This is a genomic window from Pseudomonas sp. (assembly GCF_041601375.1).
Lineage (GTDB): Bacteria > Pseudomonadota > Gammaproteobacteria > Pseudomonadales > Pseudomonadaceae > Aquipseudomonas.
Map to the genome: position 1 here is coordinate 29,354 of NZ_JBFIIG010000007.1, position 26,295 is coordinate 55,648.

Below are 26,295 nucleotides of genomic sequence, written 5' to 3' on the forward strand. Positions count from 1 at the left end.
CAAGCGGCGTTTATTGCGCGCCCTGGGCTTCGATCAGTGCGGCGAGCATCTCGTACTCTTCCGGCAGCAGATCGGTCAGCGGTGTACGCACAGGGCCGGCGTCATGGCCGACAATCCTGGCACCGGCCTTGATGATGCTGACGCCATAACCGGCGCAGCGGTTGCGGATGGCCAGGTACGGCAGGAAGAAGTCATCGATGATCTTGCCGACGCTGGCGTGATCGTCACCGGCCATGGCGTGGTAGAAATTCATCGCGGTCTTGGGGATAAAGTTGAATACCGCCGAGGAGTAGACCGGCACGCCCAGGGCTTTATAGGCAGCGGCGTAGACTTCGGCGGTCTGCAGGCCGCCCAAGTAGCTCAGGCGATCGCCCAGACGACGGCGGATGGACACCATCAGCTCGATATCGCCGATGCCGTCCTTGTAGCCGATCAGGTTCGGGCAGCGCTCGGCCACCTGCTCCAGCAGCGGTGCGGTCAGGCGGCAGACGCTGCGGTTATAGACCACCACGCCGATCTTCACCGACTTGCACACGGCTTCGACGTGCAGCGCAACGCCTTCCTGACTGGCTTCGGTCAGGTAGTGCGGCAGCAGCAGCAGGCCCTTGGCCCCCAGGCGCTCGGCTTCCTGAGCCATTTCGATGGCCTGACGGGTCGGCCCACCGACACCGGCGAGGATCGGCACGCTGCCGGCGCAGGTGTCGACGGCGGTCTTGATCACCGCCGAATACTCTTTGCCGGTCAGGGAGAAAAATTCACCGGTGCCGCCGGCGGCGAACAGCGCCGAAGCACCATAGGGGGCCAGCCATTCCAGGCGGCGCGCATAGGTATCGGCGCGGAAATCGCCGGCAGCATCGAAATCGGTCACGGGGAAAGACAGCAGACCGGAAGAGAGGATGGACTTCAGTTCTTGTGGATTCATTGTGCGAACACCCTGTAGAGCGAATGGTGGAGAGGAGCATCAGTCGAAACTGTAGAGATACGTTATCGTACAACACTAAGCAATGCCATACTTTTCCTTGACCGGTTATCACCTGACCTTCTGCCGCCATCCACGCCAGAAGATTAGGGCACGAACACGTGCACTCCTAGCCACCCAGGCACAAGCGCACCGCTATAAGGGTTTCAGCACCGACAAGACGGCCGCAGGGCACGGTGCTGCGGCCTGCTTTAGCCGCAATGCCGGCGGTCGCCCCCAACAATTTTCTGCAAAAGTCTCGTTGACAAGTCTGTCAGACGCTGCTGATAATCCGCCAAAGTCATACGACAACGTATGACATCTCTAAAAACAAAAAATCAGGCCCCGCCATGATTACGAACACCAAGGCTTGCATGCCTTCCCACTGTTTATCCGCCGCCATCACCGGTGGCCCGTACGCGCACTTGCGGCATCCGCTGCTGTCCCTGCGTATTGCTGAAACACAGCAACCTTCTGTCTTGCACGCTCGAGCAAAGGTACGGGCCTGTCATCCTGCCGCCCCGGCACACTCACGGCGACCTGCAAACGCGCAGACCGTCTACCGCTCCTGCGTCAGCCCCCTGAGCGCAATCAGCTCTGCAACTCGACGCCATAGCGCCCAGTCACAGGAGCATCATGGCAATGATTGAGCGAGGGCTTACGACAACCCCGGTTGTGCTGGACATGCAGGTCATCCCGGTCGCCGGCCACGACAGCATGCTGCTCAACCTGTGCGGCGCCCATGCGCCCTACTTCACCCGCAACCTGGTCATCCTCAAGGACAGCGCCGGACGCACCGGCTGCGGCGAAGTGCCGGGCGGCGAAGGCATCCGCCAGGCCCTGGAGCGCTGCCGCGACCTGGTTATCGGCCAGCCGGTCGGCCGCTACAACCGCGTGCTCAACCGCCTGCGCCAGGCCATTGCCGGGCCGGCCAAGGGGCCGCAGACCAGCCAGCACCAGGTCACCTCGGAAGCCGAGGCGCGGGTGCTCAAGCAGCCGCACGAGATCAACCTGCGCCTGGACAATGTGATCACCGCGGTGGAAGCCGCTCTGCTCGACCTGCTCGGCCAGCACCTCGAAGTGCCGGTGGCCGAGCTGCTCGGCAGCGGCCAGCAGCGCGAGCGCGTGCCGATGCTCGCCTACCTCTTCTATATAGGCGAGCGTCAACGCACCGACCTGCCCTACCTGGCCGGCCAGGGCTCGGCCGACGACTGGTACCACCTGCGCCACCAGGCCGCGCTGACGCCCGCCGCCATCGCCCGCCTGGCCGAGGCGGCGCACGCGCGCTACGGCTTCGCCGACTTCAAACTGAAAGGCGGGGTGATGCGCGGCGAAGAGGAGATGGATGCGATCCGCGCGATCAAGGCCAGCTTCCCCGACGCCCGCGTCACCCTCGACCCCAACGGCGCCTGGTCGCTCGACCAGGCCATCGCCCTGTGCCAGGGCCAGAGCCAGGTACTGGCCTACGCCGAAGATCCTTGTGGCCCGGAGCACGGCTATTCCGGTCGCGAGATCATGGCCGAGTTCAAGCGCGCCACCGGCATCCCCACCGCCACCAACATGGTCGCCACCGACTGGCGGCAGATGGGCCACTCGCTGCGCCTGGAGGCGGTGGACATCCCGCTGGCCGACCCGCACTTCTGGACCATGCAGGGCGCCGTGCGCCTCGGTCAGGTGTGCGAGGAATTCGGCCTGACCTGGGGCTCGCATTCGAACAACCACTTCGACATTTCCCTGGCCATGTTCACCCACGCCGCGGCCGCCGTGCCGGGGCGCATCACCGCCATCGACACCCACTGGATCTGGCAGGAAGGCAAGGAACGCCTGACCCGCGAGCCGCTGCAGATCGTCGGCGGCCAGGTCGAGGTGCCGGACAAACCCGGCCTCGGCATCGAGCCCGACATGCCGCGAATCATGGCCGCCCACGAGCTGTACAAGAAGGTGGCCGGCGGCGCGCGCGACGACGCCATGGCCATGCAATACCTGATTCCAGGCTGGCAGTACCACCCGAAACGCCCCAGCCTCGACCGCGACAACTGAAGCACCCAGCCCTCAACCCCGGAGAACTCCAATGAAAAAAACAATCCGCGCCTCCCTGCTCTCTGCCCTGGTCGGCATGGGCGCCCTCAGCGCCCTGTCGGCCGCCGTCGCCGCCGACGTCAACTGGCCGACCCGCCCGGTACAGGTGGTGGTGATCGCCAACCCCGGTGGCGACACCGACTTCAACGCGCGCATGATGGCCAAGTACTTCAACCAGATCACAGGCAAGAACATGGTGGTCACCAACGTCGCCGGCGGCGGCGGCACCCTGGCCGCCGAGCAGGTCAAAGGCGCCGCGCCGGATGGCAACACCATCCTCTTCACCCACACCGGCCAGTTGATCGTCAACGAGGTGGCCGGCCTGTCCGAGGACAGCTTCGAGGCCTTCGACATTGCCTGCATCGCCGGCGTGGACAAGGGCGCCATCTTCGTCGCCAGCCAGGACGCCGGGATCAAGACCCTGCAGGAGCTGATCGACAAGGCCAAGGCCAACCCCAACAGCGTCAGCTACGGCACCGAGATGGGCAGCTTCTCGCATATCCAGGGGCTGATGTTCGAACAGCTGGCCGGGGTGAAACTGAAGATGGTCGACGCCGGTACCGTGTCGGAGAAGGTCGTCGCCCTGCTGGGCGGTCGTATCGGTCTGGGCGCGATCAGCTACGGTTCGGTGCAGGACTACGTCACCGGCGGCCAGATGTTCGCCCTCGGTCAGCCCAACAGCGAGCGCAACGCACTGCTCGGCGACGTACCGACATTCAAGGAGCAGGGCGTCGACTTCACCATCGACAAACCCTATGTGGTCGCATTCCCGAAAGGCACCGATCCGGCCATCGTGGCCAAGATGGCCGGCATCATGCAGCAGATCACCGAGATGCCCGAGTACGCCGAGGAGCTGAAGAAGTCCTTCAAGCAGCCGGTGGCCTACCATGGCACCGAAGAAGCCATTGCCGTACTGAGCAAGACCCGCGACGATTTCATGCAGTACAAGGATGCTCTGCGCAACAAGTAAGGTTCTGTGACGCCGGCCGGCTTGACTGCTGGCCGGTGCCCGGCCCCATCCCCTGAGGTTCCCCGATGGCTACCACCAAGAAAAAGGAGCTGCTGATCGGCATCGCCATGCTCGGCGCCGGTCTCGGCTACCTGTTAATGACCATCCAGTTACCGCGTCACGACGGCATCGACGCGGCCTTCGTGCCCAGCCTGCTGTCGGCCATGCTCTGCCTGCTCGGCGTGCTGCAACTGCTGAGCGTGCGCAACCGTACTCAAGCCGTGACGGAGTACCACCCCGATGGCGAAGCCGAGCTGACGGGCGGCAGCGATATCAAGACGGTGGTCAAGACCCTGGCGTTGATCGTCGGCTATATCGCCCTGCTCAACCCGATCGGGTTTCCGATCATGACCGCGATCTACCTGTACCTGCAGTTCATCGTGCTGACCCCGCTCGATCATCGGGTCAACCACCTCGTCTATGCCCTGATCGCCGTAGTCACGTCGGCCATCACCTATCTACTGTTCCGCGAGGCCTTCGATCTGATGCTGCCTTCCGGGCTGCTGCCGTTCTAAGGAGGATCGACCATGCTCGAATTATTGCAGCAAGGCTTCGGTGCCATCTTCTCGCTCCATATCATGCTGCTGATGGTGATCGGCGTCGCCGTCGGCATCGTCTTCGGCGCCGTACCCGGCCTGTCGGCGACCATGGCGGTGGCCCTGTGCCTGCCGCTGACCTTCACCATGGGCCCGCAGGCCGGCCTGTCGCTGCTGGTGGCGCTGTTCATCGGGGCCACCTCGGGCGGGCTGATCTCGGCGATCCTGCTGAAGATCCCCGGCACGCCCTCCTCCATCGCCACGGTCTTCGACGGCGGCCCGCTGATGGAGCAGGGCCATGGGGTCAAGGCCCTCGGCGTCGGCATCGTGTTCTCCTTCCTCGGCACCATCTTCAGCATCGTGGCCCTGATGTTTATCGCCCCGCAGCTGGCCAAGGTCGCCCTGCGTTTCGGCCCCCATGAGTACTTCGCCATCGCGGTGTTCTCCCTGACCCTGATCGCCACCCTGTCTGCCGGTTCCATGGTCAAGGGCCTGTTCGCCGGCGCCCTGGGCTTTGCCGTATCCACCGTGGGCATCGCCCCGGTGGAGGCGATCCGCCGCTTCACCTTCGACGTCGCCGAGCTCAACGGCGGCTTCGCCATGCTCACCGTGATGATCGGCATGTTCGCCGTTGCCGAGATCATCAAGGTAGCCGAGAGCGGCCGCCACGCCCACCAAGGCAAGGCCAAGTCGGTGAGCATGAAGAACATCAAGGGCTTCGGTTTCTCGCTCAGGGAGTTCCGCGAGCAGCTGCCCAACGCCGGGCGTTCCGGCCTGATCGGTCTGGGTATCGGCATCCTCCCGGGCATCGGCGCAGGTACCTCCAACCTGGTCGCCTACATCATCTCGAAGAAGCGCGCGAAGAATCCGGAGACCTACGGCAAGGGCAATATCGGCGGCATCGTCGCCAGCGAGACGGCCAACAACGCCGGCATCGGCGGCGCCATGCTGCCGCTGATGACCCTGGGCATTCCCGGCGACACCGTCACCGCGATCCTGCTCGGCGGCTTCCTGATCCACGGCATCCAGCCCGGCCCGCTGCTGTTCATCAGCCAGGGACCGCTGGTGTACACCATCTTCGCTGCGCTGATCGTGGCCACCGTGCTGATGCTGTTTATGGAGTTCTACGGCCTGCGCATATTCATCAAGCTGCTCGACGTGCCCAAGCACATCCTCCTGCCGATCATCCTGGTGCTCTGCGTGGTCGGTGCCTTCGGCCTGTCCAGCCGCCTGTTCGACGTCTGGTCGATCCTGATGTTCGGCCTGCTCGGTTACGTCTTCGTCAAAGCGGGCATGCCCGCGGCGCCCTTTATCATCGGCTTCATCCTAGGGCCGATGGCGGAAACCAACCTGCGCCGCGGCCTGATGCTGTCGGACGGCAACTTCATCGCCTTCCTCGGCAACCCCATCGCCGCCACCTTCCTCGGCCTGGCCCTGGCCTTCGTGCTGTGGCAGGTGTACAGCGCCCTGCGGCCGAAGAGGAGCGCGATCAACGAAATCCTGCGTACCTGACCGCTCGCCCCTCCTCCCCCCTCTCCCTCCGGAAGAGGGCTGGGGTGAGGGTCTCCCTCCTGCCCCTCCCCGCAAAACCCTACGCCATGCGCCGGACAGACCACAGCGGTGGACCAGCCTTCGGCATGTCCCCCCTACAACCTGGCTAACGCCTGGCTCGTAGGGTCGCCGTGGGCACCAGCCATTGGCACCGGCGTTGATGCGCACAGCGGTTCGCCGCCCCGCCATTCCTACAGATCGATGGACAGGCTGCTGGACATGCTTTTTGTAGGAGCGGATTTATCCGCGAATACGATGGTTGAGGCTGCGATTGTTCGCCGCCTGGCCGCTCATCCCCGGGTGCGCCGCGCGCACCAGCCATCGGCCGCCAGAACGGGTGCGCACGACCTAGGCGGCCCCGCGTCACCCTACCAACTCCTGCGGCGTGGCTTGCTTCCTCCCTAAGGGTTGCGACCTCCTAGGCGCGCTGGCCGACCTCGGCCTGCTGCACCGTCCAGCCGGCCACCCGCTCGCTCAGGCTGAGGCCCAAGCCGGGGCGATTCGGTACCAGCATGCGCCCGTCGCGAATCTCCAGGCGCTCCTCGAACAGCGGTTCAAGCCATTCGAAATGCTCGACCCAGGGCTCGCGCGTGTGGGTGGCCGCCAGATGCACATGCAGCTCCATGGCGAAGTGCGGCGCCAGAGTCATGCCGGCCTGTTCGGCAAGCGTCTGGATACGCAGATAAGGCGTGATGCCGCCGACCCGCGGCGCATCCGGCATGAGGAAATCGGCGGCACCCTGGCGAATGAATTCCCAGTGCTCGGCGACGCTGGTAAGCATCTCGCCGGTGGCGATCGGCGTGTCGAACTGGCGCACCAGCTCGGCGTGGCCCTCGGCGTCGTAACAGTCCAGCGGCTCCTCGATCCAGATCAGGTCGAAGGGTTCCAGCCGCCGGCACATGCGCCGCGCGGTGGGCCGATCCCACTGCTGGTTGGCATCGACCATCAGCGGAAAGGCATCGCCCAGATGCTTACGCACCGAACTGACCCGATGCAGATCCAGCGCCCAGTCCGGCTGGCCGACCTTGAGTTTGATGCCGCCGATGCCCTTCTCGCGGGAGCTCTCGGTGTTCTTCAGCAACTGATCGAGCGGCGTGTGCAAGAAGCCGCCGGAGGTGTTGTAGCAACGCACCGAATCGCGCTGGGCGCCGAGCAGACGTGCCAGCGACAGGCCGGCGCGGCGCGCCTTGAGGTCCCACAGGGCGACGTCGAAGGCGCCAATGGCCTGGGTCGCCAGGCCGCTGCGCCCCACCGAGGCGCCGGCCCAGCACAGTTTGTCCCATAGCTTGGCGATATCGCTGGGGTTCTCGCCGATCAGGTTGGGCGCCACCTCCAGGGCATGGGCGAACTGCCCGGCGCCGCCGGCGCGCTTGGAATAGCTGAACCCCAGGCCCTGGTGGCCGTCGCGGGTTTCGATCTCGGTGATCAGGATGGCGATCTCGGTCATCGGCTTCTGCCGGCCGGTGAGCACCTTGGCATCGCTGATCGGATTGGCCAGCGGCAATGCCACCGAACGCAGGCGCAGCCAGGCGATGCGGTCGTCGTCGGCACGGGTGATAGCGGGTTGGTCATTCATGGAACCTCCTCGGGATGGACAGCCGACGGCCCGCAAGGCCAAGCCCTGATCACGCAACCAGGCTCGGCCAAAGGCCGCCGGAAAAGGGACAGCCCGAGTCAGGCTACGATGATTGCGCAATCATTCAAGCACTGGAACTTTTCCCTTTTTTGACGCGAGCCGGAGCCGAAATGGGAAAAACCCCTAGAAACTCAGGCGCTGCCCCGCTCGATCAACTCGAAGCCCACATCCAGACACAGCGGCTTGCGTGCCAGCGCCGGTTCGGCGATGCGCGCCAGCAGTGCTTCGGCGATGGCGCGGCCGATGCGTGGACCGTCGATCCTTACGGTAGACAGCGGCGGATGGGTATGTGCCGCGCAGGACAGGTCGCCGAAGCCGATCACCGCCAGGTCCTGCGGAACCCGCAGGCCGCGACTGGCGGCCTCGGCCAGCACGCCCTGGGCGAGGGTGTCGGAGCTGCACACCACCACCTCGCCGGCGCGGCCCGCCTGCAAGAGTCGGCCGAGACCTTCGCGCCCTACTGCCAGGGTCGCCGGAGCTGGCAGGATCTGCGCTGCCAGTGGCTCGACACCCTGCTGTGCCAGGGTCTGGGCCAGGCTACGGTAACGCCGTAGCCCACGCGGGTCGTCGAGGCTGAGCACCGACACACGCCTATAGCCCTTACCCAATAGATAGTGCGCCAGCGCCTGGCCAACCGCCTCATGGGAGAAGCCCACCAGCATATCCAGCGGCTTCGGGCACAGATCCCAGGCCTCCACCAGCGGAATGCCCACCCGCGCCAGGCGTTGGCGGCTGGCCTGGGTGTGCTCGGTGCCGGTCAGCACAATGCCATCCGGCCGCCGCCCCAGCACCGCCTCGAGCAACACCTCCTCCTGCTGCGGGTCGTAGCCGGTCAGCCCCAGCAGGGTCTGATAGCCGGCTGCAGCCAGGCGGTCGGTGAGCGCCTGCACGGTATCGGCGAAGATCGAGTTGGCGATGGTCGGCAGAAAGATCGCCACCAGGCGGCTGCGGCTGGAGGCCAGGGCACCGGCGGCGAGGTTGGGCACGTAACCGGTGGCGCGTACCGCCTCCAGCACCCGCTTGCGCGTGGCGGCGCTGACCACCTCGGGGCGGCCCAGGGCGCGGGATACGGTGATGGGGGAAACGCCAGCCACCCTGGCCACGTCGATCAGGGTCGGCGCGGCAGCGGCGCGCAAGTCGGGAGATTTTCTGCTCATGCCATGCCCCTCGGAAGTCCACGCACTTTAGCCAGCGCCTCCGCTCGACTCATGCGAGATACGTTATCATACAACTTTAGTCGATAGTGGCGGACCGCACATTTGCCGGACAACCGACCTGAGCCTGGCAAGAGCCGCTCAGGCGCTTGCCAAACCGCCCTGAGAATGGCGTTATAGAGGCCTTATGCCAGAATAAAACCACACATTTCCAGGGGTTTAGCGCCTGACAAATCCTGCCATCGAACAGACGAATAATCACAACTTCCCCTCTTGCATGTTGACATCTGCCCACTGGCCTAATGATAATCGATGCAAGTCATACGACAACAGATGACATACCAATAACAACAAAGCAGAGCCCTGCCATGACCCCAACAGCCAACACCCCAGCTCCCTTCAATCGCCTGCTGCTCACCGGTGCCGCTGGCGGTCTGGGCAAGGTGCTGCGGGAACGCCTGCGGCCTTACACCACCATCCTGCGGGTGTCCGATATCGCCGAGATGGCTCCCGCCACCGGCGCACATGAAGAAGTCCGGGTCTGCGACCTGGCCGACAAGACCGCGGTGCATCAACTGGTCGAGGGCGTAGACGCGATCCTGCACTTCGGCGGTGTGTCGGTCGAGCGCTCGTTCGAGGAAATCCTCGGGGCCAATATCTGCGGCGTGTTCCATATCTATGAGGCGGCGCGTCGGCATGGCGTCAAGCGGGTGATCTTCGCCAGTTCCAACCATGTGATCGGCTTCTACAAGCAGAACGAATTCATCGACGCCAACGCGCCGCGCCGGCCGGACAGCTACTACGGCCTGTCCAAGGCCTATGGCGAAGACATGGCCAGCTTCTACTTCGATCGCTACGGCATCGAGACCGTGAGCATCCGCATCGGCTCCTCCTTCCCCGAGCCGCACAACCGCCGCATGCTCAGCACCTGGTTGAGCTACAGCGACCTGACCCAGCTGATCGAACGCGCCCTGTACGTCCCGAACGTCGGCCACACCGTGGTCTACGGCATGTCCGATAACCGCAACGTCTGGTGGGACAACCACCTCGCCACGCACCTGGGCTACCAGCCCAAGGACAGCTCCGAGCAGTTCCGCAGCCAGGTCGAAGACCAGCCCATGCCCGCCGCCGACGATCCGGCCATGCTCTACCAGGGCGGTGCCTTCGTCGCCGCCGGCCCATTCGGCGACGCCTGAAGCGCCCATCCGCTGCAGAACCACCATGGGAAACCAGCCGCCATGCACGCCGAACTGATTGTCGACGCACGCAATGCCACCGGCGAAAGCCCGGTGTGGAGCGCCGAGGAACAGGCCCTGTACTGGGTCGATATCCCGGCCGGCCAGCTGTACCGCTGGAGCTCAGCGGACAATCGCACCCAGCACTGGACTGCCCCTGAAATGCTCGCCTGCATTGCCCGCTGCAACGATGGCGGCTGGATCGCGGGCATGCAGAGCGGCCTGTTTCACCTGCAGCTCGGCGCCGACGGCAGCCTGCGCAGCCGACCACTCAGCGCCGTGGCGCACGCCCGGCCGGGTATGCGCTTCAACGATGGCCGCTGCGACCGCCAGGGCCGCTTCTGGGCCGGCAGCATGCTGCTCGACATGAGCGCCGCCGCGTCAGTCGGTGCCCTGTACCGCTACAGCGCCGGGCAACGCGAGCCACTCGCCGGACAAATCAGCGACCTTATCGTGCCCAACGGCCTGGCCTTCAGCCCGGACGGCCGGACCATGTACCTGTCCGACTCGCACCCTTCGGTACAGGCCATCTGGGCCTTCGATTACGACATCGACAGCGGCACACCGCATAACCGCCGGCTGCTCGTCGACATGCGCCAGCACCCTGGCCGCCCCGATGGCGCGGCGGTGGACAGCGAAGGGGGTTACTGGATCTGTGGCAACGACGCCGGGCTGATCCACCGCTTCAGCCCGGACGGCCGTCTGGATCGCTCCCTCGCCGTACCGGTGCAGAAGCCGAGCATGTGCGCCTTCGGTGGCCGCGACCTGGACACCCTGTTCGTCACCTCGATACGCCCGGCCGGCGACCTCGACGACCAGCCATTGGCCGGCGGCGTGTTCGCCCTGCAACCCGGCGTCAAGGGTCTGGAGGAAACCTTCTTCAACAACTGAGCGGCGACTCGCGATCGGTCGCGCGCTCGGTTTTCGCAACCCTGCATATCCAACAACAACAAGACTGGAGCTTCACCATGAACTTCAAACGCAAGTTGCTTATCGCCGCCCTGCCCCTGGCCTTCTGCCTGTCCGGCCTGGCCCAGGCCGGGATGACCCTGAAAATCGCAGAGATCCACCCCGCCGGCTACCCGACCGTGGTCGCCCAGGAAAACATGGGCAAGAAAATCGAGGCCGCCAGCAACGGCGAACTCAAGTTCACCATGTTCGCCGGTGGCGTGCTCGGCTCCGAGAAGGAGGTGGTCGAGCAGGTGCAGATCGGAGCCGTGCAGATGACCCGGGTCAGCCTCGGCACGGTCGGCCCGGTGGTGCCGGACGTCAATGTGTTCAACATGCCGTTCATCTTCCGCGACACCGCGCACATGCGTGCAATCATCGATGGCGAGATTGGCCAGGAAATCCTCGACAAGATCACCGACTCGGAATTCAACATGGTCGGCCTGGCCTGGATGGATGGCGGCGTGCGCAACCTTTACACCAAGAAGCCGGTGCGCAAGATCGAAGACCTCAAGGGCATGAAGATCCGCGTGATGGGCAACCCGCTGTTTATCGACACCCTCAACGCCATGGGGGCCAACGGCATCGCCATGGGTACCGGCGAAATCTTCAGCGCCCTGCAGACCGGCGTAGTCGATGGTGCGGAAAACAACCCGCCGACCATGCTCGAGCACAACCACTATAAGTCCGCCAAGTACTACAGCCTGACCGGCCACCTGATCCTGCCGGAACCGCTGATGATGTCCAAGACCACCTGGAACAAGCTCACCCCGGAGCAACAGGGGCTGGTGAAGAAGTACGCCAAGGAAGCGCAACTGGAAGAGCGCCAGCTGTGGGATGAGAAATCCGCCAGCAGCGAAGCCAAGCTCAAGGAAGCCGGTGTGGAATTCATCGAGATCGACAAGAAGCCGTTCTACGACGCCACCGCCCCGGTCCGTGAAAAGTACGGCGCGCCCTACGCCGCCCTGATCAAGCGTATCGAAGCGGTCCAGTAATCCGGTCTCTCTGAAGAACGTCGCGGCGACGGGCGCTTGTCCGGCGCCGCGGGCGTGGTGAAGTCTCATGAAAAACACACTGCTGCGCGTCAACGACGCGATCTACCTGACCTGCATCTGGGTCGCCGGTCTGGCCATCACGGTCATGGCCCTGATCATTCCCTGGGGCATCTTCGCTCGCTACGTGCTGGGCAGCGGGGCCGGCTGGCCGGAGCCGGTGTCCATCATGCTGATGGTGCTGTTCACCTTCATCGGAGCCGCGGCCAGCTATCGCGCCGGCGCGCACATGGCGGTGACCACCTTCACCGACCGCCTGCCAGACCACTGGCAACCCACTATCAGCGTGCTGGTCCAGCTACTCATGGCGGTCATCTGCCTGTTCATGACCATCTGGGGCATCAAGCTGTGCATCGCCACCTGGAACCAGTTCATGAGCACCTTGCCGACCCTGCGTGTTGGCGTGACCTACGCGCCCATTCCGATCGGCGGTTTCCTCAGCCTGATCTTCATCCTCGAACGCCTGTTTTTCGGCGACCAGAGCCATAGACGGGCGGTGAACTTCGAGCTGCTCGAAGACAGCAAGGAGGCCGTGTAAATGGACGCATTACTGCTCCTCGGCAGCTTTATCCTGCTGATCCTGATCCGTGTGCCGGTGGCCTATTCCCTGGGCCTGTCGGCGCTAATCGGGGCCTGGTACATCGACATCCCCTTCCACGCCGTGATGATCCAGATCGCCGGCGGGGTGAACAAGTTTTCCCTGCTGGCCATCCCGTTCTTCGTCCTGGCCGGCGCGATCATGGCCGAAGGCGGCATGTCCCGCCGCCTGGTGGCCTTCGCCGGGGTACTGGTGGGCTTCGTGCGCGGCGGCCTGTCGCTGGTCAATATCATGGCCTCGACCTTCTTCGGCGCCATTTCCGGCTCCTCCCTGGCCGATACCGCCTCGGTCGGCTCGGTACTGATCCCGGAAATGGAAAGGAGGGGCTACCCGCGCGAGTTCTCCACCGCGGTCACCGTCAGCGGCTCGGTGCAGGCGCTGCTGACCCCGCCCAGCCACAACTCGGTGCTCTACTCGCTGGCCGCGGGCGGCACCGTGTCGATCGCCTCGTTGTTTATTGCCGGCATCATGCCCGGGCTGCTGATGAGCGCCTGCCTGATGGGCCTGTGCCTGATCTTCGCCAGAAAGCGCAACTACCCCAAGGGCGAAGTGATTCCGCTGCGCCAGGCGCTGAAGATCTGCGCTGACGCGATCTGGGGCCTGATGACCATGGTGATCATCCTCGGCGGCATCCTCTCGGGCATCTTCACCGCCACCGAGTCGGCGGCCATCGCGGTGCTCTGGGCCTTCTTCGTCACCATGTTCATCTACCGCGACTACCAGTGGAGTGAACTGCCCAAGCTGCTGCACCGCACCGTGCGCACCCTGTCGATCGTGATGATCCTGATCGCCTTCGCCGCCAGCTTCGGCTACATCATGACCCTGATGCAGATTCCCTCGAAGATCACCACGCTGTTCCTGACCCTGTCGGATAACCGCTACGTGATCCTCATGTGCATCAACTTCATGCTGCTGGGCCTGGGCACCCTGATGGACATGGCCCCGCTGATCCTGATCATGACGCCGATCCTGCTGCCGGTAGTCACCTCGATCGGTGTCGACCCGGTACACTTCGGCATGATCATGCTGGTCAACCTGGGCATCGGCCTGATCACCCCGCCGGTGGGTGCGGTGCTGTTCGTCGGCGCGGCCATCGGCAAGGTCAGCATCGAAAGCACCATCAAGGCGCTGCTGCCCTTCTATGCCGCGCTGTTCATGGTGCTGATCGCCGTGACCTATATTCCGGCCATCTCGTTGTGGCTGCCGAGCGTGGTGCTCGAGTAGCCTGGCGGCCTCGACCGTCCGTAGCGAGGGCAAGTCCGGCTATTCCACAGTAGGACAGCCCGACAGGCTGGCAGGCCGCGGCAATGTGTCACGTTCCCCTGGAGCCGCCGACCTGGCGGCTCCTTGCTTGTACAAGGACATAACCTCCGCCATGCCTGCCGCCATCCCCTTCCCCCGCCATATCGCCGCGCTGATCCTGGCCACCCTGGCCTGCTCCTTCGCTGGCAACCATATTGCCGCGCGGATCGCCTTCGACCATGACACCGGCCTGCTGCTGGCGATGCTCTGCCGTTCCGGGGTGACCCTGCTGGCGCTCGCCGCCCTGGTGCTATGGCGTGGCGAATCGCTGAGGATGCGCCGCCAAACCTGGGGCTGGCAGTTGATGCTGGGCCTGCTGATCGCGGTGCAGAGTTTCTGCATCTACTCGGCGGTGGCGCGGATTCCGGTGGCCCTGGCGCTGCTGGTGGTCAACCTGGCGCCCATTCTGCTGGCGCTGTTGACCTGGGCCCTGGGCGGACCGCGGCCGACCCGCCGCGCGGCCTGGCTGATGGGGCTGATCCTGCTGGGGCTGGTGTTCGTGCTCGACCTGCCGCAGCAGCTGTCCGGACCGGCCGCAATCGACCGGCGCTGGATCGAAGGGGTGCTGTTCGGCCTGACCGGGGCGGCGGCATTTGCCTGCGCCCTGTGGATCACCGGATACCGGCTCAGCGGCATGCCGGGCGCGGTGCGCAGCATGCTGACCATGCTGGTGGTGTTCGTCGCATCGGCCCTGACCGGGGCCGGCGGCCTGCTACCGGGCGGGATGAACCTGCCCAACGCCACTGCCGGCTGGATCGCCCTGGGTTGCCTGGTGCTGCTGTATGGCGTGGCGTTTTCCGCGCTGTTTATCCTGGTCACCCGCCTGGATATCGCGCGCAATGCCCCGGTGATGAATATCGAACCGGTGGCCGGCCTGCTGTTCGGCTGGCTGATTCTCGATCAACTGCTCAACGGCATGCAGATGTTCGGCGGCCTGCTGGTGGTCAGCGGCATCGTCCTGCTGGCTTACAAGCGCCGAACCTAGCAGAACCTACTTGAACCATCGGCCGCCATCAACCGTGCAGCGCCTGCGCCTCCGCCGCTTCATGGGCCTGACGCAGGCGTTCGCGGCTGTTGGTCAGGTGCAGGCGCATGGCCGCGCGGGCCGCATCGGAATCCTGGCGGGCGATGGCCTCGAAGATCTGCTCGTGCTCGCGGCTCAGGCGCGCCATGTAATGTTCCTGGTCATCCTGGGCGATCCGCGCCGAATTCAGGCGGGTGCGCGGGATGATGCTGGTGCCCAGGTGGCTCATGATGTCGGTGAAGTAGCGGTTGCCGGTGGCCTCGGCGATCAGCAGGTGGAACTGGAAGTCGGAAGCCACCGCATCGCCGGAGCGGGTGACGTTCTGGCTCAAGGCATCCAGGGCCTCACGCATGGCCGTCAGTTGCTCCGCACTGCGCCGTTGCGCGGCCAACCCCGCCGACTCGACCTCGAGACTGATGCGCAACTCGAGAATCGCCAACACATCGCGCAGGGTGACGATGGTCGCCGGGTCGATGCGAAAACCGCTGGGGCTTGGCGTGTCCAGCACGAAGGTGCCGATGCCATGCCGGGTTTCCACCAGGCCAGCCGCCTGCAAACGCGACAAGGCCTCGCGCACCACGGTGCGGCTGACGCCCTGCTCTTCCATGATCGCCGACTCGGTCGGCAACTTGTCGCCGCGCTTGATCACACCGTCGCGAATCCGCTGGGACAGCTCGGTCACCAATTCCTGGGCCAGGCTGCGATGCTTTCTGCGCACGCGCGGTGGGCTGTTCTGAGTGTCCATATCGGGGGCGTTCTCGGGTGACGACTAGGCTGCCATCATATCCCAGCAGTTGTACGATGACACCCCCGGTCACGCATCGGCCGTGTGCGACAACGACAACATGCGTTTTCAAGACCGCTATCGGCGAAGGTAGAACACCATGAAAGCGACACTCCTCAGCCTCGACGACGGCATCACCTGCCTGAGCCTGGCCCCCGAACTGGGCGGCAGCATCGCCAACTGGTCGGTCTCGGCCACTGGCCAGGCGCTGCTGCGCCCCAGCGACCAACAGGCACTCGACGCCGCCACGCCACGGCGGCTGGCCTGCTACCCGCTGGTGCCCTGGTCCAATCGCATCGCCGACGGCGGCTTTGCCAGTCCCGATGGCTGGTTCGCCCTGACCGCCAACAGCCCCAGCGATCCCTTGCCGATCCACGGCAGCGCCTGGCAACAGCCCTGGCAGGTGATCGCGCACAGCGCGACTGAGATCGTCCTGCAACTCGACAGCCGGCGACCCTTTGCCTATCGCGCGCTGCAGCGCTTTCGCCTGCACGACGGACGGCTCGACCTCGACCTGCAGGTCACCCACCTGGACGAACGCGCCGCCTGGCATGGCTTGGGCTGGCACCCCTACTTCCCGCGCACCCCGCACACCCGCCTGCGCGCCGCGGCAAAACAGGTCTGGCACTGCGACCCCCGCCGCTTGTCCACAGAACTCGCTCCCCTGCCAGCGGCCTGGAACTTCGAGCAGGCTCGCCACTTACCCGCGCAGCAGGTGGATAACGCCTTTGCCGGCTGGAACGGTGAATGCCAGATCATTCAGGAAGATGGCGGCTACCAACTCGACTGTTGCAGCGACAGCCGGTATTACTTGCTCTATTGTCCAACCGAGCAGAGTCCAACCGAGCAGAACTTCTTCTGTTTCGAACCGGTCACCCATCCGGTCAACGCCCATCACCTGCCTGGCCGGCCCGGCCTGCGCTTACTGCGCCACGGACAATCCGCCAGCCTGCACTTCGGCTTGCACTACCGAGCACTGAGCCGCAGTTGAACGCCGGCCTGCTGCACTATCGAACGCGGCATTGAACATAACGGTCTTGTTCACGGTCGAATCAAACTCATAGTGGCCAGCCGTCTAGCCAGGGCTGTTCAAGCCCCCACTAGACTTTTAATCGGCGTCGGCCATAATTGCATTCAACTGTATGCAATGGATATTCAGAGGGCTGCGGCTCGATCAAACCAAGCCGTTGTTTAAACAATGTCCCCTCTCAAGAAAATACATTGAGCGCTGTTCTAGAGTTGCATCAGCCATTGCCACAGCCAATAAATCGATGACCGTAGCAGTAAGGCCAATGCCTTACGTTGTCATCGCCCCCCCCTTCAACACCACGGGTAATCACGTGACGAAAGACGAACTGCGCGCCGAACTCGAGCGCCAGGCGCAGCGTTACATGGATGTACAAGGCGGAGAAATCATTACTTACGCCGCTCAACCGGATCCCGCGCGCAAGCCCTGGCGCAAGAAGGCCAACCTTCTTGACCAAGCATTTGAAAAAGAAATCGAGAAGATCGAGAAAGACCTGCAAGCCAAACCCGACGAGCACAGCGGCTGACCGAACCCTGCAGAACGGCCCTGCAGGCGTAATCGATAACCGCGGTGCATGGCCTTATCGCCCCTTGCCACCCAGCAACGAGCCCAGCAGACCGCGCACCAACTGCCGACCGAACTGGTTGGCGGCTTGGCGTACGGCGCTTTTCAGCACCTGACCGGCCAGGCCGCCCAGCATGTCGCCGATGCCGCCTGCGGGGCTCGCTGTGGTTTGCTGCCGCGCCGCCTCGACACCGGCTTGTGCGGCGCGGGCGCCGAGCAGTTCGTAGGCCGATTCGCGGTCGAGCGGTTTATCGTAGCGCCCGGCCAGCGGCGACTGACGAATCAACGCCGCGCGCTCGCTCTCGCTCAACGGGCCGATACGCGACTGTGGCGGCGCGATGGCCACGCGCCGAACCATGGCCGGTGTGCCCTTGTCTTCCAGGGTGCCGACCAGGGCCTCGCCGATGCCCAGTTCGGTCAGGGTTGCCAGGGTATCGAGCGAGGGATTGGGGCGGAAACCCTCGGCCACCGCGCGCAGGGATTTCTGCTCCCGACTGGTGAAGGCGCGCAGGCCGTGCTGAATGCGCAGGCCCAGCTGGGCCAGCACCGCATCGGGCAAGTCACTGGGCGATTGGGTGACGAAATAGACGCCGACGCCTTTCGAGCGGATCAACCGCACCACCTGCTGCAGGCGCTCCTGCAGGGCTTTCGGGGTGTCGGCGAACAGCAGGTGCGCCTCGTCGAAGAACAGCGCCAGCAGCGGCTTGTCGGCATCGCCGCGCTCCGGCAACTGCTCGAACAACTCGGCCAGCAGCCACAGCAGGAAGGTCGCGTAGACCTTCGGCGCCTCATGCACCAGGCGACTGGCGTCGAGCAGATGAATGCGCCCGCGGCCGTCGCGATCCGGTTGCAGCATGTCCTCCAGTTGCAGCGCCGGCTCGCCGAACAAGGCTTCGCCGCCCTGCTGCTCGAGGCTCGACAGGCGCCGTAACAGGGCCTGGGCAGAGGTGTTGGTGAACAGTGCGCTGTCCTCGCCGAGCACAGCCGGATTGCTCTTCAGGTAGGCCAGCAGGGCTTTCAGGTCTTTCAGGTCGAGCAACAGCAGCCCTTCACGATCCGCCACCTTGAACGCCGCATAGAGAGCGGCCTGCTGGCTGTCGGTCAACTCCAGCAAGGCCCCGAGCAACAGCGGGCCCATCTCGCTGAGGGTGGTGCGCAGCGGATGACCGCTCTGGCCATGGATATCCCAGAGCGTGACCGGGTAGGCCGTCGGCCGGTGCGCGAGCCAGGGCATGCTGGCGATGCGCTCGGCCACCTTGCCCTGCGGCGCGCCGGCGGCGCCGAGCCCGCACAGGTCGCCCTTCACGTCCGCGGCGAACACCGCCACACCGGCATCGCTGAACTCTTCCACCAGGCGCTGCAGGGTCACCGTCTTGCCGGTGCCGGTCGCCCCGGCCACCAGGCCATGACGATTGGCCAGGCGCAACAGCTGGCCGACGGGTTGACCACCGAGGTCGGCGCCAAGAACCAACTGGTTTGCTGCAGGCATTTATATGTCCCCTGAGTTAAAGCTTTGCTTGCGCCATGCCGACATAATTGCTGACGCCGATTTACCGGCGCTGCCTGTGCCGTGCACCAGCCCAAGACTGGTTCCAGACCTTACCGGACGCAAGAAGCCATGAATAATAATTTGAAATTCAGTCACAAGATTCTCCTGGCCGCTTCGCTGGTGGTGATCGCCGCCTTCTCCCTGTTCACCCTGTACAACGACTACCTGCAACGCAACGCGATCCGTGCAAACCTGGAAAACTACCTGCAGGAAATGGGCGGCGTCACCGCCAGCAACATCCAGAACTGGCTGTCGGGACGCATCCTGCTGGTGGAAAGCGCCGCCCAGTCGATTGCCAGAAACAGCGACCCCGAGCAGGTCGTCAGCCTGCTGGAACAGAAAGCTCTGACCTCGACCTTCGCCTTCAGTTACCTGGGCAGCGCAGACGGCGCCTTCACCATGCGCCCGGACGAGAAGATGCCGGACGACTACGACCCGCGCGTGCGTCCCTGGTACAAGGACGCCATGGCTGCCGGCGCCACCACCCTCACCGAGCCCTACGTGGATGCGGCGACCGGCGAGCTGATCATCACCATCGCCACCCCGGCCAAACCTGCCGGCGTGGTGGGCGGCGACCTGAGCCTGAAGACCCTGGTCGACATCATCAATTCGCTGGACTTCGACGGCCTGGGTTACGCCTTTCTGGTCAGCGCCGACGGCAAGATCCTGGTGCACCCGGACAAGAGCCTGGTGATGAAAAGCCTCGCCGATGTCTTCCCCGGGAACACCCCACGCATTGGCGGCGAGCTCAGCGAGGCCGTCGCCAACGGTCAGACCCGCATCCTCACCTTCGCCCCGGTCCAGGGCCTGCCCTCGGTCAACTGGTACATCGGCCTGTCCATCGACAAGGCCAAGGCCTATGCGCCGCTCAGCGACTTCCGCGCCTCGGCCTTGGTCGCCACGCTGATCGCGGTGGTGCTGATCATCCTCCTGCTGAGCATGCTGATCGGCCTGCTGCTGCAACCGCTGACCGTGATGAGCAAAACCATGCAGGACATCGCCCAGGGCGACGGCGACCTGACCCAACGCCTGGCGATCCAGTCCAACGACGAGTTCGGCACCCTGGGCAAAGCCTTCAACCAGTTCGTCGAGCGGATTCACGGCTCGATCCGCGAAGTGTCCTCGGCCACCCAACTGGTCAACGAAGTGGCCAAGCTGGTGGTCAACGCCTCCAACTCCTCGATGATCAACTCCGACGAACAAGCCAGCCGCACCAACAGCGTGGCCGCCGCGATCAACCAACTGGGCGCCGCCGCCCAGGAAATCGCGCGCAATGCCGCGGACGCCTCGACCCAGGCCTCCGATGCCCGCGAACAGGCCGAAGATGGCCGCCAGGTGGTGGAGAAAACCATCCAGGCGATGAACGACCTGTCGGGCAAGATCCGCACCTCCTGCGGCCACATCGAAACGCTGAACGGCAAGACGGTGAACATCGGCCAGATTCTCGAGGTGATCAAGAGCATTTCCCAGCAGACCAACCTGCTCGCGCTCAACGCCGCCATCGAAGCCGCCCGTGCCGGCGAAGCCGGTCGCGGCTTTGCCGTGGTCGCCGACGAGGTGCGCAACCTGGCGCACCGCACCCAGGAGTCGGCCCAGGAAATCGAGACGATGATCGAGGAGCTGCAGGTCGGCTCGCGCGAGTCGGTCACCACCATGACCGAGAGCCAGCGCTACAGCGAAGAAAGCGTGCTGATCGCCAACCAGGCCGGCGAGCGCCTGGGCAGCGTGACCCTGCGCATCGGCGAGATCGACGGCATGAACCAGTCGGTGGCCACCGCCACCGAAGAACAGACCTCGGTGATCGAGTCGCTGAACATGGACATCACCGAGATCAATACCCTCAACCAGGATGGCGTGGTAAACCTGCAGGCCACACTGCGCGCCTGCGACGACCTGGAACAACAGGCCTCGCGCCTGAAGCTACTGGTCGACAGCTTCCGCATCTGAAACCGGCGGCAGCAACAGGGCGCCTATTCGGCGCCCCGTTTATTTCAGCTGTTATGTACTGGGGTCTGTTGCCGGCTGCTCGCCAGCTTCCTGCTGCAATTGCCGCCAGAGTTCGGCGGCATCGGCAAATTCGCTGCCACTCTCCGGGCTCAAGGTATCCAGGTCATAGCGCCTGACGCAGCCCTCGCCCTGGGTAGAAGGCGGCGTCGAAGCGGCACGATCGCGGGGGTCTTGCATGCTGTGCTCCTCGACTGGGGTCAAAGGTTACCCGCAGCGCAATCAATGCGCAGGCGAGGCTGCAGATCACGGCGTCGGGGCGACCTGCGGCTGCCGGCAGGCCAACCGCGCAGCCGGGTATTCGCCGCTCAACCTGCAAGGCCAGCGCGGCGCCGCTACACCTTCAACGCGAAAGGGTTTTACCCTGTTCGTGCTGGGCGAACTCCTTGACCGCACGCAGCACATCGCTGCGGCTGATCTGGCCGATCAGGCGCCCGTTCTCCACCACCGGGAGACGCCCCAGACGCCCCCGCAAAAAACGTTCGGACACCTCGATCACGTCGGTTTCCGGCGAGATGGTTTCTATCTCGGTGTTCATATAGGAGCTGACCACACCACCGATCGCCTCGTAATAAGCCCCCGAGAGGATACCGCGCAGGCAGTCGCCCTCGGACAGCAGGCCGATCAGGTGGCCCTGGGAGTCAACCACCGGGGCACCGGCAATACGATGCTCCAACAACCGGTTGATGGCGGTGAACAGGTCGGTGTCAGACCGGAACGTCACCAGGTGACGAGTCATGTAATCGCGCACCTTGATTGATTTGAGCATTAGCGAACTCCTTCAGCCTGCACTTGGTTATGCCCGATAAGGCAATCAGTCGAACACTACTGTCTTGTTGTCATGAACCAATAGACGATCCTCCAAGTGATAGCGTAGCCCACGGGAGAGCACCATTTTTTCTACATCCTTACCCAGACGGACCATTTCCTCGATGCTGTCGCGATGACTGACGCGCACGACATCCTGCTCGATGATCGGACCGGCATCCAACTCCTCGGTAACATAGTGCGATGTTGCCCCGATCAACTTGACCCCGCGCAACGATGCCTGGTGATAAGGCTTGGCGCCGACGAACGACGGCAGGAAGCTGTGGTGGATATTGATCACCCGCTGGGCGAAGTCGCGACACAGTTGCGCCGGCAGAATTTGCATATAACGCGCCAGTACTATGACGTCGGCGGCATGCGCGTTGACCAGGCGTTCCACCTCATCGAAGGCGGGCTGTTTGTTCTGCGGCTCGACCGGCACATGGAAATAGGCAATGCCGTGCCACTCGACCATGCGGCGTAAATCGTCATGATTGGAAATCACGCATGCAATCTCGCAGTCCAATTCATCGCTGCGCCAACGGTGCAGCAAGTCATCCAGACAATGCGACTCGCGACTGGCCATCAACACCACTCGTTTTTTCTGTGCCGAATCGGTGACCCGCCACTCCATGGAAAACTCACGGGCGATGGGCGCAAAGGCTTGGTGAAACCCCGCCAAATCGAACGGCAAGGAATCGGCACGAATCTCATGGCGCATGAAGAACCAACCGCTGTGATTATCCGAGTGATGACTCGCCTCGGTGATCCAGCCGTTATAGGTAGCCAGAAAGTTACTGACCTTGGCCACGATACCAACACGGTCCGGACAGGCGATGACCAACCGAAAAGTACGCATGGGAAACTCCAGAGAAGTCGCAAAGTCGCTCATTCTAGCCACAGCGCGAGAAAACTGCAGTATTCCTGACATCCAGCCCGCCACGTCTTGCCGGACAACCCATGCCGCCCCACTCCATACGGCCTTGTTGAAAATAGTGGCCTGGCGCGCACCTCGCAGGGTAACTGACAACTACCGACGGGTTGACTCATGGAGTTATCGCGCGCGCAGATGTGCAATCTTTATTTGATAAACTGTGGCAAATGCTGACAAAGCGGTTTACTTGTTAAAAGTGCCTGACTATTATTACTGACACTTAGCCATCCCCTACTCAGACCCAGGTAAGCCCCATGTCGCTGATCAACGAATACCGCGCCACAGAAGAAGCCATCAAAGAACTGCAAGAGCGCCTGAAAAATCTGTCGCAAGACGACAAGCTGAAAAAAGAACTGGAATTCGAAGGCAAACTCCGCACGCTGATGGGCGAATACCAGAAGTCCCTGCGCGACATCATTGCCATGCTCGACCCGGACGCCAAAGTCAGCAAGGCACCGCGCGCCGGCGCCAAGACCACCGGGGTCAAGCGTGCGCGCAAAGTTAAGCAGTACAAGAACCCGCATACCGGTGAAGTAATCGAGACCAAAGGCGGCAACCACAAAACCCTGAAAGAGTGGAAAGCCAAGTGGGGCGGCGATGTTGTTGAAGGTTGGGCCACCCTGCTGGACTAAGCGCTACGCTTGAGTCACCGATTTCAGCGCATAAAAAAACGCCAGCCTTGCTGGCGTTTTTTTATGGCCATGCCCAATTTAATAGCGGTTGCGCGCACTGCAGGCGCGAGAGGTGCTTCGTAGGAGCAGTCGGGCTCGATACATAAGGGGCTCCTCGTCCAGCTTGCCGGCGCGGCCTGCTCCTGCACAGGGGGCGCCACTCGCGATAGCCATACCGCTCTGCGGCAGGAGCTGTATACCGCCCCCCGACCCCAGACGGCACAGCCAATCATCAAGGCCTCGAGTCAAGGCCAAGCAGTTCAATGCCCCACGGTATATGCCGCCTAGCCCCATTTAAAGGGCATAACGCAAGCGCAACTGTTGCGCATAGTCACGCCATTCAGCCAGTAACGCCTGTTGCTTGGGCGTGGCCTGCGCGAATATTTCACCGAGCGCCGCCTCAAAACTCGCCAAGGTATTAGGCGCGCCACACTCGGGCCGGGTTAACCGCTGCTGACAAAATCCCACCCAGCGCTGCTGTTCTGCTGCGTCCAGGCTGGAAGCAAAGTTACGCGCGCGATAACGAAACAATAATTCAGGCAAACGGGCATCATCGAACGGCCAGGCATTGTGGGCCAACTGCACGGGTTCGGCACGGCGCACTTGTTCGCATAAACGTCGGTCGCGGTCACCGACAAACCCATCATATAGCTGTTGTTCTGGATCCTCGCTGGGCGCGAAAGCTTCTTCGCCATATATCAGGGCGAGTTTATCCCGCCATTGCGCTTGAGCGGCCACCAGTCGATCGACATGCAACAAGGGATCGGTCATGTCCAACTGCAAACGCTGAATATCTTCGCCGCGCAGTACATTCAACGGCGCCAGCACCGGACAACGGTTGATGTGCAGCAACTTCAAGGGGACCGGTAACTCGCCCTCGCCCAATTGCTCGCGCCGGGTATACAGACGCTGGCGCAAGGACTCGCCATCTTCCTCGAGCAATGGCGCCGGATCGGCGTGCAAGTCGCAGACGATAAGCGCGTTGCGATTACGCGGATGCCAGGCCAGCGGCAATACCAGCGCCAGGTAATGCCGCGTACCGGCGAAGCGCCCGGAAATATGCACCAGCGGCTGTAACAAACGAATCTGCTCGAGCACCCGTTGCTTGCTGCGCATTTGGTAGAGGTAGTTGTACAGCTTGGGTTGTTTACTGCGAATCAGGCGCGCCAGCGCAATGGTCGCGCGCACATCGGACAGGGCGTCATGGGCCTGGCCATGTTCGATGCCGTTGGCCGCGGTCAGGCGCTCCAGCCTGAGGCTGACGCGGCCCTCTTCCTCCGGCCAGACGATGCCATCCGGACGCAGGGCATAGGCCGCGCGCACCAGATCGATCAGATCCCAGCGGCTGTTGCCCCCTTGCCACTCGCGGGCATAGGGGTCGAAGAAATTGCGGTACAGGCTGTAGCGGGTGACTTCATCGTCGAAACGCAGGCTGTTGTAACCCACGCCGCACGTGCCCGGCTGAACCATTTCGGCATGCAAGCGGGCCATGAACTCGGCCTCGTTCAAGCCTTGCTCCGCCAACCGACTGGGCGTGATACCCGTGACCAGACAAGCAGCCGGATGCGGCAGGATGTCGTCGCTGGGCCGACAGTAGATGTTCAGCGGCTCGCCGATTTCATTGAGGGCTTCGTCGGTGCGAATCCCGGCGACTTGCAGCGGCCGGTCGCGGCGCGGATCGATACCGGTGGTTTCGTAGTCGTACCAGAACAGACTGGAGGTCACGGCGGCTTCCTAGAGGCGGGGTCCGCGCCAGTCTAGCACCCCACTTCAAGCGTCGCCCCCACACCACCAGGCTGAAAACCTTGACCCGCCGCACAACCGGCCGCGCTCGCAACGGCCTTGTTTGCTAGGCCGATTGCCAGCATTGCGACTATGCTCTCTTGGACATTTATACCCAGACAAGGACGCCGCCATGAGTGACGCAACCAGCCCCAACCCCTACGCCGCCCCCTCCAGCAGCCTGCAACAAGCGCCGCACGACAGCCAGGCGCCGAGCATCGAGCAAGCCCTGAGCCGCGGTTATGACTTCGCTATCGGCGAACTGCTCGGCGAAGCCTGGCAGCGCGTCAAAGGCACCAAGGGCATCATTATCGGTGGCTTCCTGGTGTTCTATGCGGTGATGTTCGTCGTGTCGTTTGTACTCGGCGGCATGCTCGGCATCTTCGGCGCCCTCAGCGAAAGCCCGACCGCGGTCATGGTCGGCGAGCTGGTGATCGGTGTGCTGGCCTCGGCCCTGGCCTATCCCTTCATGGCCGGGATCAACATGGTCGGCATCCGCCGCGCGGCCGACCAGCCGATCAGCTTCAACGAGATCTTCAGCCATTTCGGCCGCACCCTGCCCCTGGTGATCACCGCGGTGGTGATGATGCTGCTGATCTATCTCGGTATGTTCCTGCTGATCATCCCGGGCCTGTACCTGGCCATCGCCTACATGCTGGCGATTCCGCTGGTGGTCGAGCGCGGCCTGTCGCCCTGGCAGGCGCTGGAAGCCTCGCGCAAGGCCATCAGCCAGCACTGGTTCAAGACCTTCGGCCTGTTCCTGCTGCTCGGCCTGATCACCCTGGTCAGCGTCATTCCGCTGGGCATCGGCCTGGTCTGGAGCATCCCGCTGTTCGTCATCGCCATGGGTGTGCTCTATCGCACCATTTTCGGCGTGCTGCCGCCGGCCCAGTGAATCCTGCGCAACCGGGCCGATTCGTCGGCCCGGTTGCGTCCCTGCCCGCTGCTGGCTAGCATCGGGCTTTCTTCGATGCAGTCTGCCAATGCCCCTCGACCCAGTCGCCCGTTTCTCCCGAGCGCAGTGCCCGCCGCTGGATACCCGCTATCGGGTGGAAACCCCGGAGGGCATCGACCTGCTCCTGCGCCCGGCG

24 protein-coding genes and 1 pseudogene are annotated in these 26,295 nt (G+C 63.6%); 16 read left to right on the top strand and 9 right to left on the bottom strand.

Translation table 11 applies throughout. From position 1 onward, the window contains the following. Nucleotides 1-10: 10 nt before the first annotated feature. Nucleotides 11-922 carry a 5-dehydro-4-deoxyglucarate dehydratase gene (kdgD, locus tag ABZE94_RS02215; RefSeq protein WP_372873900.1) on the bottom strand — a complete coding sequence of 304 codons (912 nt, stop codon included), beginning with the start codon at nucleotides 920-922 and terminating at the stop codon, nucleotides 11-13. Between the two features lie 678 nt (nucleotides 923-1,600). Here kdgD and ABZE94_RS02220 point away from each other — a divergent pair. The 4 genes from ABZE94_RS02220 (at nucleotide 1,601) to ABZE94_RS02235 (ending at nucleotide 6,094) form a co-directional block, all read left to right on the top strand. Further along, on the top strand, nucleotides 1,601-2,998 hold the full coding sequence (locus tag ABZE94_RS02220; RefSeq protein ID WP_372873922.1) for an enolase C-terminal domain-like protein: 1,398 nt from the start codon (nucleotides 1,601-1,603) through the stop codon (nucleotides 2,996-2,998). A 31-nt stretch (nucleotides 2,999-3,029) separates the two neighbouring features. Next, entirely contained in the window at nucleotides 3,030-4,007 is a 978-nt protein-coding gene (locus tag ABZE94_RS02225; RefSeq protein WP_372873901.1) for a tripartite tricarboxylate transporter substrate binding protein, read from the top strand. Nucleotides 4,008-4,072: 65 nt separating this feature from the next. Continuing rightward, nucleotides 4,073-4,561 (top strand): tripartite tricarboxylate transporter TctB family protein, encoded by a 489-nt coding sequence (locus ABZE94_RS02230; protein WP_372873902.1) that lies wholly within the window; start codon nucleotides 4,073-4,075, stop codon nucleotides 4,559-4,561. A 12-nt stretch (nucleotides 4,562-4,573) separates the two neighbouring features. Then, complete coding sequence (locus ABZE94_RS02235; protein ID WP_372873903.1) at nucleotides 4,574-6,094, top strand: tripartite tricarboxylate transporter permease; 1,521 nt, start codon at nucleotides 4,574-4,576, stop codon at nucleotides 6,092-6,094. Between the two features lie 457 nt (nucleotides 6,095-6,551). Here ABZE94_RS02235 and ABZE94_RS02240 read toward each other — a convergent pair whose 3' ends face one another. Together ABZE94_RS02240 and ABZE94_RS02245 are read right to left on the bottom strand one after the other, a co-directional pair. Next, entirely contained in the window at nucleotides 6,552-7,709 is a 1,158-nt protein-coding gene (locus tag ABZE94_RS02240) for a mandelate racemase/muconate lactonizing enzyme family protein (RefSeq protein WP_372873904.1), read from the bottom strand. 191 nt (nucleotides 7,710-7,900) lie between these two features. Beyond that, nucleotides 7,901-8,926, bottom strand: a complete 1,026-nt coding sequence (locus tag ABZE94_RS02245) for a LacI family DNA-binding transcriptional regulator (RefSeq protein ID WP_372873905.1) — start codon at nucleotides 8,924-8,926, stop codon at nucleotides 7,901-7,903. 365 nt (nucleotides 8,927-9,291) lie between these two features. Between ABZE94_RS02245 and ABZE94_RS02250 the strand changes: the two genes are divergently transcribed. The 6 genes from ABZE94_RS02250 (at nucleotide 9,292) to ABZE94_RS02275 (ending at nucleotide 15,043) form a co-directional block, all read left to right on the top strand. After that, nucleotides 9,292-10,119, top strand: coding sequence for an NAD-dependent epimerase/dehydratase family protein (locus ABZE94_RS02250; protein ID WP_372873906.1), 828 nt, complete (start codon nucleotides 9,292-9,294; stop codon nucleotides 10,117-10,119). Nucleotides 10,120-10,161: 42 nt separating this feature from the next. Further along, nucleotides 10,162-11,049, top strand: coding sequence for an SMP-30/gluconolactonase/LRE family protein (locus ABZE94_RS02255; RefSeq protein WP_372873907.1), 888 nt, complete (start codon nucleotides 10,162-10,164; stop codon nucleotides 11,047-11,049). Between the two features lie 77 nt (nucleotides 11,050-11,126). After that, nucleotides 11,127-12,101 (top strand): TRAP transporter substrate-binding protein, encoded by a 975-nt coding sequence (locus tag ABZE94_RS02260; protein WP_372873908.1) that lies wholly within the window; start codon nucleotides 11,127-11,129, stop codon nucleotides 12,099-12,101. Between the two features lie 67 nt (nucleotides 12,102-12,168). Beyond that, on the top strand, nucleotides 12,169-12,696 hold the full coding sequence (locus ABZE94_RS02265; protein WP_372873909.1) for a TRAP transporter small permease: 528 nt from the start codon (nucleotides 12,169-12,171) through the stop codon (nucleotides 12,694-12,696). Then, a complete protein-coding gene (locus tag ABZE94_RS02270; RefSeq protein WP_372873910.1) occupies nucleotides 12,697-13,980 on the top strand; it encodes a TRAP transporter large permease in 1,284 nt (427 codons plus the stop codon). It abuts the gene before it with no gap. A 151-nt stretch (nucleotides 13,981-14,131) separates the two neighbouring features. Continuing rightward, a complete protein-coding gene (locus ABZE94_RS02275) occupies nucleotides 14,132-15,043 on the top strand; it encodes a DMT family transporter (protein ID WP_372873911.1) in 912 nt (303 codons plus the stop codon). Between the two features lie 28 nt (nucleotides 15,044-15,071). On the opposite strand, the gene ABZE94_RS02280 is transcribed toward ABZE94_RS02275, so the two are convergent. After that, the gene (locus tag ABZE94_RS02280; protein ID WP_372873912.1) at nucleotides 15,072-15,827 is read right to left on the bottom strand and encodes a FadR/GntR family transcriptional regulator; all 756 of its coding nucleotides are present in this window, start codon (nucleotides 15,825-15,827) and stop codon (nucleotides 15,072-15,074) included. Between the two features lie 139 nt (nucleotides 15,828-15,966). On the opposite strand from ABZE94_RS02280, the gene ABZE94_RS02285 reads away from it, so the two are divergent. Next, a complete protein-coding gene (locus tag ABZE94_RS02285; RefSeq protein ID WP_372873913.1) occupies nucleotides 15,967-16,857 on the top strand; it encodes an aldose 1-epimerase in 891 nt (296 codons plus the stop codon). A 349-nt stretch (nucleotides 16,858-17,206) separates the two neighbouring features. Continuing rightward, nucleotides 17,207-17,419, top strand: coding sequence for a hypothetical protein (locus ABZE94_RS02290; RefSeq protein WP_372873923.1), 213 nt, complete (start codon nucleotides 17,207-17,209; stop codon nucleotides 17,417-17,419). Between the two features lie 54 nt (nucleotides 17,420-17,473). Here ABZE94_RS02290 and ABZE94_RS02295 read toward each other — a convergent pair whose 3' ends face one another. Then, nucleotides 17,474-18,946, bottom strand: a complete 1,473-nt coding sequence (locus ABZE94_RS02295; RefSeq protein WP_372873914.1) for a helicase HerA-like domain-containing protein — start codon at nucleotides 18,944-18,946, stop codon at nucleotides 17,474-17,476. Between the two features lie 129 nt (nucleotides 18,947-19,075). On the opposite strand from ABZE94_RS02295, the gene ABZE94_RS02300 reads away from it, so the two are divergent. Next, complete coding sequence (locus tag ABZE94_RS02300) at nucleotides 19,076-20,953, top strand: methyl-accepting chemotaxis protein (RefSeq protein ID WP_372873915.1); 1,878 nt, start codon at nucleotides 19,076-19,078, stop codon at nucleotides 20,951-20,953. Nucleotides 20,954-21,004: 51 nt separating this feature from the next. Here the strand turns inward: ABZE94_RS02300 and ABZE94_RS02305 are convergent, their stop codons facing one another. The 3 genes from ABZE94_RS02305 to purU form a co-directional block, all read right to left on the bottom strand. Next, complete coding sequence (locus ABZE94_RS02305) at nucleotides 21,005-21,190, bottom strand: hypothetical protein (protein ID WP_372873916.1); 186 nt, start codon at nucleotides 21,188-21,190, stop codon at nucleotides 21,005-21,007. Between the two features lie 163 nt (nucleotides 21,191-21,353). Then, the gene (locus tag ABZE94_RS02310; RefSeq protein ID WP_372873917.1) at nucleotides 21,354-21,779 is read right to left on the bottom strand and encodes a CBS domain-containing protein; all 426 of its coding nucleotides are present in this window, start codon (nucleotides 21,777-21,779) and stop codon (nucleotides 21,354-21,356) included. Between the two features lie 45 nt (nucleotides 21,780-21,824). Beyond that, nucleotides 21,825-22,676, bottom strand: coding sequence for a formyltetrahydrofolate deformylase (gene purU, locus ABZE94_RS02315; RefSeq protein WP_372873918.1), 852 nt, complete (start codon nucleotides 22,674-22,676; stop codon nucleotides 21,825-21,827). Nucleotides 22,677-23,005: 329 nt separating this feature from the next. Here purU and mvaT point away from each other — a divergent pair, with 329 nt between their 5' ends. Next, nucleotides 23,006-23,383 (top strand): histone-like nucleoid-structuring protein MvaT, encoded by a 378-nt coding sequence (gene mvaT, locus ABZE94_RS02320; protein WP_372873919.1) that lies wholly within the window; start codon nucleotides 23,006-23,008, stop codon nucleotides 23,381-23,383. Between the two features lie 333 nt (nucleotides 23,384-23,716). Here mvaT and sbcB read toward each other — a convergent pair whose 3' ends face one another. Beyond that, nucleotides 23,717-25,147, bottom strand: a complete 1,431-nt coding sequence (sbcB, locus tag ABZE94_RS02325; protein WP_372873920.1) for an exodeoxyribonuclease I — start codon at nucleotides 25,145-25,147, stop codon at nucleotides 23,717-23,719. A gap of 190 nt (nucleotides 25,148-25,337) precedes the next feature. Here sbcB and ABZE94_RS02330 point away from each other — a divergent pair, with 190 nt between their 5' ends. Continuing rightward, nucleotides 25,338-26,099, top strand: coding sequence for a hypothetical protein (locus ABZE94_RS02330; RefSeq protein WP_372873921.1), 762 nt, complete (start codon nucleotides 25,338-25,340; stop codon nucleotides 26,097-26,099). A gap of 88 nt (nucleotides 26,100-26,187) precedes the next feature. After that, nucleotides 26,188-26,295: pseudogene (locus ABZE94_RS02335) on the top strand (RDD family protein); the annotation flags it as partial.